The sequence below is a fragment of the Gammaproteobacteria bacterium genome (genome assembly GCA_035546635.1).
Classification (GTDB): Bacteria; Pseudomonadota; Gammaproteobacteria; order JAURND01; family JAURND01; genus DASZWJ01.
Window position 1 is genome coordinate 45,767 of sequence record DASZWJ010000039.1, and the last position, 11,992, is coordinate 57,758.

At 43.7% G+C, this 11,992-nt stretch carries 11 protein-coding genes; 4 read left to right on the forward strand and 7 right to left on the reverse strand.

All coding sequences use genetic code 11. The annotated features are described in order from the left end of the window. Positions 1 to 15: 15 nt before the first annotated feature. Positions 16 to 240, reverse strand: a complete 225-nt coding sequence (locus VHE99_10955) for a hypothetical protein (protein ID HVV69526.1) — start codon at positions 238 to 240, stop codon at positions 16 to 18. 252 nt (positions 241 to 492) lie between these two features. Here VHE99_10955 and VHE99_10960 point away from each other — a divergent pair, with 252 nt between their 5' ends. Then, entirely contained in the window at positions 493 to 1,413 is a 921-nt protein-coding gene (locus VHE99_10960) for a TIGR01777 family oxidoreductase (GenBank protein HVV69527.1), read from the forward strand. Positions 1,414 to 1,584: 171 nt separating this feature from the next. Here VHE99_10960 and xylA read toward each other — a convergent pair whose 3' ends face one another. From xylA to VHE99_10980, 4 genes are all read right to left on the reverse strand, one after another. Continuing rightward, on the reverse strand, positions 1,585 to 2,898 hold the full coding sequence (xylA, locus tag VHE99_10965) for a xylose isomerase (GenBank protein ID HVV69528.1): 1,314 nt from the start codon (positions 2,896 to 2,898) through the stop codon (positions 1,585 to 1,587). Positions 2,899 to 3,089: 191 nt separating this feature from the next. Next, positions 3,090 to 3,641 carry a DotI/IcmL family type IV secretion protein gene (locus VHE99_10970; protein ID HVV69529.1) on the reverse strand — a complete coding sequence of 184 codons (552 nt, stop codon included), beginning with the start codon at positions 3,639 to 3,641 and terminating at the stop codon, positions 3,090 to 3,092. Positions 3,642 to 3,873: 232 nt separating this feature from the next. Further along, positions 3,874 to 5,340, reverse strand: coding sequence for a xylulokinase (xylB, locus tag VHE99_10975; GenBank protein HVV69530.1), 1,467 nt, complete (start codon positions 5,338 to 5,340; stop codon positions 3,874 to 3,876). 200 nt (positions 5,341 to 5,540) lie between these two features. Then, positions 5,541 to 6,938: a sugar porter family MFS transporter gene (locus VHE99_10980; protein ID HVV69531.1), complete on the reverse strand. Its 1,398-nt coding sequence runs from the start codon at positions 6,936 to 6,938 to the stop codon at positions 5,541 to 5,543. 183 nt (positions 6,939 to 7,121) lie between these two features. On the opposite strand from VHE99_10980, the gene VHE99_10985 reads away from it, so the two are divergent. Genes VHE99_10985 through VHE99_10995 form a run of 3 tightly spaced genes read left to right on the forward strand, consistent with a single transcriptional unit; the run spans position 7,122 to position 9,728 of the window. Next, positions 7,122 to 7,844, forward strand: a complete 723-nt coding sequence (locus tag VHE99_10985) for an SDR family oxidoreductase (GenBank protein ID HVV69532.1) — start codon at positions 7,122 to 7,124, stop codon at positions 7,842 to 7,844. A gap of 33 nt (positions 7,845 to 7,877) precedes the next feature. Continuing rightward, the gene (locus tag VHE99_10990; GenBank protein ID HVV69533.1) at positions 7,878 to 8,756 is read left to right on the forward strand and encodes an Rpn family recombination-promoting nuclease/putative transposase; all 879 of its coding nucleotides are present in this window, start codon (positions 7,878 to 7,880) and stop codon (positions 8,754 to 8,756) included. A 27-nt stretch (positions 8,757 to 8,783) separates the two neighbouring features. After that, complete coding sequence (locus VHE99_10995) at positions 8,784 to 9,728, forward strand: hypothetical protein (protein ID HVV69534.1); 945 nt, start codon at positions 8,784 to 8,786, stop codon at positions 9,726 to 9,728. 67 nt (positions 9,729 to 9,795) lie between these two features. On the opposite strand, the gene VHE99_11000 is transcribed toward VHE99_10995, so the two are convergent. Beyond that, positions 9,796 to 10,755 carry a hypothetical protein gene (locus tag VHE99_11000; GenBank protein ID HVV69535.1) on the reverse strand — a complete coding sequence of 320 codons (960 nt, stop codon included), beginning with the start codon at positions 10,753 to 10,755 and terminating at the stop codon, positions 9,796 to 9,798. Between the two features lie 360 nt (positions 10,756 to 11,115). After that, positions 11,116 to 11,992, reverse strand: an 877-nt coding sequence (locus VHE99_11005) for an integrase (GenBank protein ID HVV69536.1), incomplete at its 5' end; no start/stop codon positions are given.

Genomic DNA, 11,992 nt, shown 5'->3' on the forward strand with positions numbered 1-11,992 from the left:
AGAGGGAAGGGGGATTTATAAAGTTTTAGTTTGAGATTTAAAGCTATCCATCACTGTCGATAATGAATCTGTCAGTTGATGTATGAGAGAATTGAAGATTCCTTGAATTTTAGCGAAAAAGGAGTGTATGGTATTAATAATGCCAGATAAATAGGAACCGCCAGGGATGTCTGCCAGAATATCAGGATAAAATGATAGTACGATAATGGCAATAATCGCCAGATAGATGATTTTTTTCAAAGCCTTAGTTCCTATATTGCATTATGGCATAGTTTAATTTAGGTTTAATTATAAAGCACTTATCTTAATACAATATTAAGAAATATTTTCGATTTTCTTAAAAAAATACGCCTCCTTCTAGTGTCACACGCACCCTACTACGTCGTCCCGTGGCTTGTCTGCGGGACGATGTGGGAGGTTAATTGACGACAGACCCTAGGTGAGAAGGATTGATGCCGAGGGACGATTTAGTAATCTGCAAAGGGAGAAAACATGCATATTTTAATCTCAGGTGGTTCTGGATTTATTGGCCAGGCGTTGGTTAATTACTTTCTAACTCAAGGGCAGCAATTATCGGTTATAAGCCGCAATAAAGAAAAATTACAGCTTTTATTTGGCGCTCAAGTGAATAGTCTTGACTGGAGCGAGTTGGCGCTGGGAGCTAATCATTGTCAACCGGATGTGGTTATTAACCTCGCGGGAGAAAATATTGCGGGCGGCTTATGGACTCAAGCTAAAAAACAAAAATTACATACCAGCCGTATGATGGCTACTTTGCAGCTGGTAGATTTTGTTAAAAAATTACCCAGTAAACCCCAATGTTTTATATCGGCGAGTGGTGTCACTATCTATCCACCATCGACAGAAATTTGCACAGAAGATACAGAGGTTACTAACCCAGCCGGACAAGGTTTTTTAAGGCAGTTGGCCTGGGATTGGGAGCAGGCGCTTTTGCCCTTGCAGGGCACAGGGATACGGGTAGTCAATCTACGACTGGCTCCAGTACTGGGGGCTTCAGGTGGCATGCTAAAGCAGCTACTTTGGCCTTATAAGCTGGGGTTGGGTGGGCGTTTGGGTACTGGTCAGCAGCCATTTCCTTGGGTGGCATTGCCAGATGTAGTACGCGCGGTAGATTTTATTATACAGTCCGGTTTAAGCGGCGCAGTCAATATGGTAGCGCCAGAGCTCGTAGATCAAATCACTTTTGCAAAAACCCTGGCTTCGGTATTGCACCGTCCTTGTATTTTCGCTATGCCAGAGTGGTTATTGCGAAAACTATTTGGACAAATGGCGGAAGAATTATTATTGAATGGGGTTAAGGTCATGCCGGTGCGGTTATTACAGGCAGGATTTGAATTTAAGTATCCAACGCTGGCGCAGGCGTTAGGCCGGGGCACGTTCTCACCCCCTTAGAAAAAGGGGGTCGAAGGCCGTAAGGCCTGAGGGGGGATTTAAAGAGTTTTGGGTGCCTAATATTGTGTGTTAGTACTCCCAGCTTTTTAAATCCCCCCTCAGGCCTACGGCCTTCGACCCCCTTTTTCTAAGGGGGTTAAATTGTCTCCCCCTTTTTCAAAGTGGTTAAATTTAAATCGCCTCATTCACAATGCTTTCTAATAATTCCTGATGACCAGAAACCGGTTTAGGCTCTAAGCCTTGTTTTAGAACCTCTGCAGCGATCCTTTCAAAATCTGCCTTGCCACCCAGTATCTCAGCGCCGAGACCAGATTTCCAACCGGCATAACGTTGGTTGACAAAGTTTTGTAATTCGCCGCTAGTGATTAATTTGGCTGCAACCAGCAGGCTGCGTGCCAGGGTGTCAACGCCGCTGATATGGGCATAAAACATATCTTCTAAATCAATACTCTGACGGCGTAACTTCGTATCAAAATTAAACCCGCCGTTTTCAAAACCACCGTGCTGTAAAATGTAATACAAAGCCAGTGTGGTATCGTTTAAATCCATAGGGAATTGATCTGTGTCCCAGCCAAGCTGCGCATCCCCACGGTTAGCGTCAATGCTGCCAAAAATGCCATTAGTGTAGGCGTAAGCAATTTCATGTGGGAAGCTGTGTCCAGACAGTGTGGCATGATTGGCTTCAATATTGACTTTAAATTCTTTCTCCAAGCCGTATTTTTGTAAAAAGGCTAATACCGTGGCGCTGTCAAAATCATATTGGTGTTTAGTCGGCTCGCAGGGTTTAGGTTCAATGAGGAAGGTGCCTTTGAAGCCTATTTTGTGTTTATAGTCCACCAACAGTGATAAAAATCGACCCAACTGTTCACTTTCCTGACGTAAGTCAGTATTGAGTAAGGTGTCGTAACCTTCACGTCCGCCCCATAATACATAATTGGCGCCTTTTAATTGGTGGGTAATGTCTAGGGCTTGTTTAACTTGTGCGACGGCATAGGCGAATACTTCTGGGTTAGGATTCGTGGCAGCACCTGCCATGTAACGGCGGTGACTGAATAGATTGGCGGTTCCCCATAAGAGTTTAATGCCTGTTTTTTGCATTTGTGCGGCGATTTTTTCCGCAATGTGCTGCAAATTGCGGTTGGATTCTTGCAGGTTATTGCCTTCTGGGGCGACATCACGGTCGTGGAAGGTGAAAAACGGTAAGCCTAATTTACTGATGAATTCAAATGCGGCTAACACCCTTTGTTCGGCGCGTTGCATGGGATCGGCAGCTTGCAGCCAGGGGCGGTCAAAAGTAGCTTCGCCAAAAATATCCTGTCCAGACCAACAAAAAGTGTGCCAGAAGCACACAGCCATTCTGAGATGTTCTTCCATGGTTTTATTTAATACTTGTTGTTGAGGGTTGTAATAGCGGTAGGCTAGGGGATTTTTTGTTTGTGGACCTTCGTATTTAATATGATTAATGTTAGGGAAAAATTCTGTCATGGGGGCTCCGAAAGGTTGTGATGAGATTAATTTTTCTTCCCAAAGCACTATTTTCCTTTCTCTAACCTTCTCTAACCAGGGGCGCTATAATCCCCTCTTCCCTTGTGGGAGTGGGGGCGCAGTGGAGGGAAGAAGGTCTATAGTGCGTAGTTAGTCTATGCAACTTGTAGAAGAAACATCAATCCAAAATTTTATTTTGTCGTCATGACTAATGAATTAATAGCAATTCCCTGAGCATTGATATTTGGTGGTGTTTTTACCACGGTTACAGTAATGCTGCCAAGTTGTTCTTGCACTTCGGCATTATTTTCAGTGCTGGCGTAAACTAGCTTAACCGGCATTTCAATTTTCCAGGTATAGATGCCGGTTTTTGCGTCTTGGCTGATAATTTTTGCATCACCGTCTAGAGTGCCGCTTAAGCGGAGTTTACGTTCTTTGATTGTGGTGATATTGCCTGAGGCATCTAAGGCACGGTTGTATTCTTTCCAAGCTTGGGGGGTGAAGTTGCGTGAAGCGGCTTTTAGGACATCTTTGTAATTTTTATAGTCTAGGTTAAAGGTCTTAAGCACGGCTTGTTCTGTCCAGCCTAATAATGCACTTTGCGGTAATTCAGGGGTTGCCAGTGGGTTAGGGGCTGGGGGAGCGGCTAGGGAGGGGGTTGCCAAGGTAAATGTGGCCGTGACTAATAAGGTAAATGCAAGTTTGGTGATTAACTTGCAGGTTTTGTTTTGGGTCAATGTCATGGTGTATTCCTTAAAGTGATGAATTTTACTATATTACCTCAGTATTGGAATAAAATCCTTTTTCCTCTTGAAGTCCCTCACCCCCTTTGAAAAAGGGGGTCGAAGGCCGCAAGGCCTGAGGGGGGATTTAAGAAGCTGGTCAGTACTAAATTAGTAATATTATGCACCCAAACTCTTTAAATCCCCCCGCAGGCCTTAAGGCCTGCGACCCCCTTTTTCAAAGTGGGTGAGGTTACAAAGCCTCCGCAAAAACCCCACGCAACTGCCCATAAAGTTGTTGGAATATTGCCCGTTTTTTGGCATAGGTTTCAAGTAAGTTCTGCTCAGGTGCAACAGTATTTTCAATGGGCGGTGTGGAAAATGCATTTTCTGGATTAATAGAATGCACCGCCAGCCATCCCAAGCGCGCAGCGCCAAGGGCAGCGCCGGCTTCGCGATCTTCACGATAGACTAAAGGCCGGTTGAGTACAGTGGCTAATATTCTTCCCCAGTAAATACTGCGTGCCCCGCCGCCAACCACGGCCACTTCTTGAATGGGCAATTGCGCAGCCAACATGGCATCCTGCCCATCGGCAAATGCAAAGGCCACTCCTTCCAATACGGCGCGTGTTAGGTCGCTGCGTTGGGTGGTGTGACTTAGGCCGAAAAATACACCCCGGGCATAAGGATCATTATGCGGCGTGCGCTCGCCAGATAAATACGGCAGAAAAATAATCGTATCATGGCTGGGGGGAGTCGTTTCAGCTTCTTCCAGTAATTCGAAAGGAGAGGCTCCAACGACACTGGACAGCCAACTCAGACAGCTGGCGGCACTTAAGTGCACCGTCATTTGGTGCCAAAGTTTCGGTAAGCAATGGCAGAAAGTATGCACGCCAGCAGTTGGGTTAGTGCGGTAGTCTTTGCTAGCGACAAAATAAACTCCTGAAGTACCCAATGATAAAAAAGCACTACCAGGGGCAATGACATTCATGCTGACCGCGGCGGCTGCATTATCACCGGCACCGCCGGCAACAATAGTCTCGGGTGGAATACCCCACTCTACTGCCAATTCAGGCGTCACTTGCGCAGTTGCGTCACAGCCCTCAAACAATTCTGGCATATGCGTCAACTTTAATCCGGTGGCTTGTAGCATTTCCTCTGACCAGCGACGTTGACCTACATTTAACCAAGCAGTGCCTGATGCATCGGAGGGATCAGTTGCATAAACGCCTGTCATCAAAAGACGCAGATAATCTTTAGGCAGAAGAACTTTAGCGACCTGGCTGAAAACCTCTGGTTCATGCTCTGCCACCCACAATAATTTGGGCGCAGTAAAACCGGCCATAATGAGGTTGCCGGTGATGGTTTGGTATTGTGGTACACGTTCAGCAAGGATTTGGCATTGTTTGGCTGATCGGCCGTCATTCCATAAAATGGCTGGGCGTAGTACCTGATTGTGCTGATCCAATAAGGTAGCGCCGTGCATTTGGCCGGATAGACCGATGGCCTTGACCTGTGCCAATAAATCGGCGTGATTGATTTGTAAGGTTTTAATGGTGTCGCAGGTTGCTAGCCACCAGTCGTGTGGGTTTTGTTCTGACCAGAGGGGTTGCGGTTGAGTAATTGGCAGTGAACAGGAAGCCTGAGCTTTAATGTTCTGGGTTTCGTCCATTAGGACGGTTTTTACTGCGGAAGTGCCTAAGTCTATGCCGAGATACATGGAGTTTGCCTTTTAATTGAGCTCTTACCCCCTTTGAAAAAGGGGGTCGTAGGCCGAAGGCCTGCGGGGGGATTTAAAGAGTTTGGAGTACTTAAGAGTTCTTTTAGTACTCATTAGCTCTTTAAATCCCCCCTCAGTCCTTACGGACTTCGACCCCCTTTTTCAAAGGGGGTGAGGAAGAAGGGGGGGGTGCTTGATACTTAGCAGACTTTAGTTCCCAAATTCCGTGTGGATAAGCCTTTGTATAAATTCATTTCAATCTGCTCCAGCGACACCCCTTTGGTTTCCGGTACCAGAAAATACACAAAAGCCAGTGATAACACCGAAACCACACCATAAATCAGAAAAGTCCCACTAGCACCTAATAAGTTCACCAAAGTTAAAAACGTCAGTGCCACAATCATATTACTGCCCCAGTTAGCACAAGTGGCGAGGCTAGAACCTAAACCCCGAACTCTTAGCGGATAGATTTCCGCAATCATTAACCACATAATGGGTCCCAGGCTGAAGGCGAAACAAGCGATATAAAATACCATGCTACCCAGTGCCACCCATTTCAGTGAGGGCAAGGCCGTAGGGTCTTGATTAAATGCCCAACTCAGTGCAAAAAGGGAGAGTGCCATGCCGACCAAGCCTAATAGCAGCAAAAATCGGCGGCCTAGGGTGTCAATTAAGGGTAGGGCGATCAGGGTAAATAATACGAAGCTAATGCCAATGCCCATCGTCGCTAGAATCGCCGTAGTCGCACTTTCAAACCCGGCCATTTTGAAAATAGTGGGCGCATAATAAATAATGGTATTGATACCTGTGACTTGCTGAATAATCGCTAATCCTACACCGATGGTAATGGTTGGACGAATCAAGGAGCTAAACAGCATTTTCCAGCTACCATGTTGATGTTGCAGATTACTACGAATCGCACTTAATTCCGTTTCGACTTCTTGCGCATGGTTGCGGATGCGCAACAAAGTGGCTTTGGCTTTATCCTCAAAACCACGTGATACCAACCAGCGTGGGCTATCAGGTAAAGACAGCATGCCTAAAAAAAGCAATACCGCAGGCACCAACCCAGCTCCCAGCATCCAACGCCAGGCGCCGGATGGGGCAAAATAATAATCCACGATGTAAGACAACAGAATACCAATGGTGATGGCTAACTGATTAAGCGACACTAGGGCGCCGCGGTAACGGCTGGGGGCGATTTCGCTGATGTACAGCGGCGCAACATAAGAGGCAACACCAATAGCCAGGCCGACGATGATACGTCCAATAATGAGGGTAAGGATGGAAGTGGCAAATGCGGTAATTAATGTGCCAAGGCTAAATATCAGGGCATCGGCGATTAGCAAGCGTTTACGACCCCAGCGATCGGTGAGCCTGCCGCTGATCGCTGCCCCGAGTAACGCACCCAGTAACACACCGCTGACAACTACGCCGTTCATTTGCGGGGTGAGTGCGAATTTATCGTTGATAAATAATATGGCGCCTGAAATGACGCCTGTGTCATAGCCGAATAAAATACCGGAGAGAGCGGCTACGGCGACGATGAAAATAAGAAAGGAACTGAGTTTTTGATTGGCGGGTATGGATTGGGGCATAGATTGGCTCGCTAGTGTTAGAATGATGAGGCTTGTCCAATTGAGCCTGGCTGGCCTAGGTGGTGGCAAGTATATATTATTTGGGAGCAAAGACAAGATTGCTAGTTTTTATTCAGAATGCCTTGCATATTCCCAACCCATACCCATATCTATTAAAAATTCTACTCACACAAGGAGAAGCTAATGGTGTTTGATTTATCACAAAAAAAGGTCGTTATCATCGGCGGCAGTTCCGGCATGGGACTGGCCACAGCTAAAGCTGCAGATTTGTTAGGCGCGGAAGTGATTTTAGCCGGACGCAGCCAAGACAAGCTGCAGGCAGCCGCTAAAGAGTTAACTCACGGCGCTAAGACGCAGTCATTAGACATAGCCCAACCAGAACAGCTCCAAGCATTTTTTGAGAAAATTGGCCACTTCGATCACTTATTGACTCCAGGTTCAGTGGTGCATGTTGGCGGTTTTACTCAGATGCCGTATCAAGAAGAACATGCCTCGTTCGACAGTAAATTTTGGGGTCAGTATTATGCAGCGAAATATGCTGTGCCATATATTAATCTAGGTGGTTCTATCACGCTGTTTTCTGGCTGTTGGGGGCATCGTCCGGTACGAGGCTCAGCTATTCCTGCTTCTATCAATGGTGCAATAGAGGCATTAGCGCGGGCGTTGGCAGTGGAGCTAGCACCGCTTAGAGTCAATGCGATTTGTCCGGGCATTGTCGATACGCCATTATTTTCCGCTATGCCAGAAAATGAAAGAAAGGCATTTTTTGAGCAGACTGCAAAAAGTCTGCCGGTGGGTAGGGTAGGGACACCGGAAGATGTGGCGCAGACTGCTATTTATTTGATGGTAAATGGTTATACAACTGGGAATACGGTATTTGTGGATGGTGGTGATGCGTTGCGATGATAATAAATCTTTTAAAACTGTAGGTAAAAACAGATGTCTCGATATTTAGATCCAAAAGCTGATGTGGTTTTCAAAAAAATCTTTGGAGAACATCCAGATTTGCTGAAAAGTTTTTTAAACGCGGTGCTGCCCTTAAGTGATGATCAGAAAATTGCATCATTAGAGTATTTATCAGGTGAACAAGTGCCGGTTATTCCCCTATTCAAAGCCACCATAGTCGATGTGAAATGCACCGACCAGTATGGGCGCGTGTTTATTGTAGAGATGCAAATTCAGTGGACAGCGAGTTTTATGCAGCGCATGTTTTTTAATGCCAGTAAAGCCTATATCAAACAATTACAGACAGGAGAAGATTACCATCTGCTCAAACCGGTTTATGGTCTGGGATTGATTGCCAGCGAATTTGATCCTGATCCAGATCATTGGTACCACCATTACAAAATGGTTAATGTAGAGAAGCCGGCGATTGAAATTAAAGATTTGCAGTTGGTATTTATTGAGTTGCCAAAATTCAAAAGTAAAACCTACCGAGAAAAGAAGCTGCAGGTGTTGTGGTTGCGTTTCATATCTGAGCTAGATACCAAGACTCGGGATATTCCAGAAGAATGGCTGCGTGTACCGGAAATTAAAAAAGCCGTCAGTTTGGCGGAAGAAGCAGGCTATACGTCCAGTGAATTGGAGGCTTATGATAAATACTGGGATGCCGTGAGTACTGAGAAAACCCTAATCAGTGGGTTTTATGAGAGTGGCCTGCAAAAAGGACTGGAAACCGGTCGAGAAGAGGGCCGTCAAGAGGGAGAACTAAAAACTAAACAAGCCATAGTGCGTAAGTTGCTCGCTAAATCAGTGCCGTTATCAGAAATTTCTGCATTAACAGAACTCACTGTAGATGAAATTAAAGCAATGGTATAGAAATTTTAATAGAGGCTAAGGGTGAAAATGCAAGACCAAAAAACCAATCCTTCTTTGCAATCAGAACCATCATCAAGAATGCGTTTAAAGAGAAAAATAAGTGATCTGCGCGTTAATAAAATGCAAATACCAGAGTCAAAAAAATTTCGGCATGAAGCTGTGGCGGATGACTTTGAACTTTGGCTTAAAAGCATGAAATTGGATGACAGCACGGAAAAGGGCTTGCAGTTAATTCATGCTGCAGCTTTAGATGACTTAGCTAAAATACGTGATTTGATAGCACAGATTTCACCTAATCGGGTTTATGTAGGCGGGGTAACTGAAAAACTGCCTAAATCTGGTTATGCCCGTTATCTGAACAGTAGTCCTTTCCACTGGGCGTGCAGTGATGAGGCTAGAGAATTGTTATGCGACAATATGGATATGAATGTCATTGCATTGGTCGATGGGGAAGGATTGACACCGCTTGCACGATGTGTCTGTATGAAAGATTTAGCTGGCGTAAAATATTGGGTTTGTAAAGGTGCGATCATTAACAGTGAGGAAGATCCTTTAGGCGTATTGAAGCTGGCGGTGCAGGATAAAAGTATTTTTGAATATCTATCGTTTCGTGGCGATAGAATTAGAAAGTTAGAGGATTTAAAAAAATTAGAAAAAATTGCCATACAAAAAAATGCGACTGAAGCCTTAGAAATCATACGTCAAGAAAGAAGAAATTTGGAGTGGCGGGCTACACTTTCTACCTCGGGGCAGGATAATAAACATCGGCCAGTAGAAGATAATCCTGATGGTTCCATTGCTGAAGATGATGAAGCTACGGTGTTAATTCGAACACCAACTCCTCATTACTCTCCTTCTGAGTTACCTAGTTTTTTTGAGGAACAGCATGAAAAATTTCCCACTACAGAAAGACAAGAGTCAGCACAAGAGAATGACAAATTGCTGCCTGGTTTAGGCAGTCTTCGTGATTAACTGTGATGACACTGTCGAGATTTCAAATGCAATAGTTGGTAGTTCGGAAATTATTCCCTTTCAAATGTTACATTAATAGGCACTTGCTGCCGTCCTTGTTATATTTACGTAAGTCATCTTCATTAAGTTCCAACTGTGCATTTTTTGCTACCTGAATTATTTGTTGCAGGTTTTGCTTAATAAACGGTAACGTTAATATTCCAGGTATAATGGAATTTTCTTTTATCATGCTTAATACTAATAAATTCCAAAAACCTATGGTTTCCGGGTCGTCTTTATGACGTTTGGGATCAAAAATCGATAATATATTTTGATTTATTAAGTAGCCTTCATAAATTTTAGGTGGACTCCACATCATTTCTTTTTCTGTTTGAGGTGTGCGGCGCATTAAAGTTTGGCTAGTTTTTTCAGCTTTAAACAATAACGCATCATATAGGGGGTGGCAAATAACCGCTGGTTTACCTGGACCTATACTGCCTTTAAAATATTTCGCTGGCTTCGCATCTTGTGTATGGTCCATACCGTCACTAAGTATTTCTTTTTGCATATCAAAGAGAGCATAAATTTCTTCTTCAAGGAAACTTGTTTCAATGGGAAGACATGGAATGCGACTAATAATATCTTCTGGAATTAATTCAACATATTGCTCTAAGGTGTGTAGAAGAGCTCGAATAATCCAATAACTGAATTTCTCTTGTTCGGTTAAATTTCGAGGGGGTTGCTTATGTTTTTTTTCTTCATCTTCATCTGATTTTACAGAGGAGTACCAGATTTTTTCAAAATCCTCTAGCGCTTTTTCTAAAACTGGAACTGCTTTTAATAAACTTGTTTTTGGATATTGACTACCAGTGGCATTTATTTCAGATACAATAGCAGCGATTGCTTCGAAACAGGCAATTGCTTTTGTTTTATCTTTACTTTCTATCGCTTCTTCTAAAGCTTCCCAAGGAGAAAGTTCTTTACCTGAATCTTGGCTGACAAAAAAACTACTTGAAAAATTTGTATGTGATTTCTTTTTTTCTTCCATTATCTAGCCTCTATTGCTGGTTCTAACCTTAAGGTTTTATTAAGAGCCATGATTTTAACTTAAATTTTTATAGAGTGCCATGGTTATTCTTTAAACAAATTTAATGCCTCCCCTCCCTGCCGGCGCGTTGCCTCATCATTTTACCTAACTTTAGGAGGCTCCAACGTTGACTCAGAAATCACCTAACCCAAATAAGTAAAAATTTTATAGTAATATTATCAATATTATCTGTGGGCGAAGTGTGGGTAAGGTTGTGGGCGACAGGGTGGAAAACAGGGATGTTTTACACGCTTCGTCCATCATCCTTATCCACACGCCTCGAAGAGTCGTCCACAGATTCCTTTATGATCTTAGCAAAATTCATAACTTCTTTCTCGGGTTTTTATTGACCGAAGTATATCTGAAAATATTCTTTATTTTCCTCTCTATTGATTTTTTTAATTCAAACGGATTCAAAGTTTCGTGCAGCAACTCTTTCTGCACTTTAATTTCATTATCAACCTGCGGAGACTCTAATAACCTTTGATAGGGTGTTTTAGCCTTCTCATATTTGCGTCGATATTTTGAGTTGATTTTTTCTTTTGATAACAATTTTTGTGATGGCATAAAATGATTCTGATACAAACTCCATTCATTTTGGTATACATCGTTCATCAAACCAACCAAGCGACGATCGTCAAATCGATCATAGCCAAATAAATGTCGCACATGGGTCCAGTTTTTCTGCTCTACATGCGCATTATCATTTTTTCGATACGGTCTTGAACGTGTCATGTTCACGCCTTGCGTTCTACCCTCAGTAAAATATCTCACCAAGTGCCAATTTAAAAATTCACTCCCATTATCACAATCAAAGCCTAATAGCTGAAAAGGCAGCTTTTTTTCAATGTCTCTAATTTGGTTTACCACCCCTTCGGCACCCTTATTCCATACCGCTCTAATCTCAGTCCAACCTGTTTTAATATCCGTCAGGGTGATGCTCCAAATAAATTCTCCCGCCAGCGAATTGCCACAATGCGCTACACTATCTGCTTCCATGAAGCCTGGACAAGTGACATCCCAATGGTCTGTCTTGATGGGTATTTGGTTCTTGAGTAAATAGCCTGGTTTCGTTCCACATAGACCCCGTCTCTTATATTTTATTTTGCTGGACTTCAGTAGACGGTCAAGCGTCGCGGGACTCATCTTGAGTAGCTTTGCTTTTATATCCGCAGATAACAAGCCATAATTATCCTCA

Coding starts and splice junctions, on each gene's coding strand:
- VHE99_10970 (HVV69529.1), bottom strand. CDS start 3,641: ATGACATTGACCCAAAACAAAACCTGCAAGTTAATCACCAAACTTGCA.
- VHE99_10960 (HVV69527.1), top strand. CDS start 493: ATGCATATTTTAATCTCAGGTGGTTCTGGATTTATTGGCCAGGCGTTG.
- VHE99_10995 (HVV69534.1), top strand. CDS start 8,784: ATGCAAGACCAAAAAACCAATCCTTCTTTGCAATCAGAACCATCATCA.
- VHE99_11000 (HVV69535.1), bottom strand. CDS start 10,755: ATGGAAGAAAAAAAGAAATCACATACAAATTTTTCAAGTAGTTTTTTT.
- VHE99_10980 (HVV69531.1), bottom strand. CDS start 6,938: ATGCCCCAATCCATACCCGCCAATCAAAAACTCAGTTCCTTTCTTATT.
- xylB (HVV69530.1), bottom strand. CDS start 5,340: ATGTATCTCGGCATAGACTTAGGCACTTCCGCAGTAAAAACCGTCCTA.
- VHE99_10985 (HVV69532.1), top strand. CDS start 7,122: ATGGTGTTTGATTTATCACAAAAAAAGGTCGTTATCATCGGCGGCAGT.
- xylA (HVV69528.1), bottom strand. CDS start 2,898: ATGACAGAATTTTTCCCTAACATTAATCATATTAAATACGAAGGTCCA.
- VHE99_10990 (HVV69533.1), top strand. CDS start 7,878: ATGTCTCGATATTTAGATCCAAAAGCTGATGTGGTTTTCAAAAAAATC.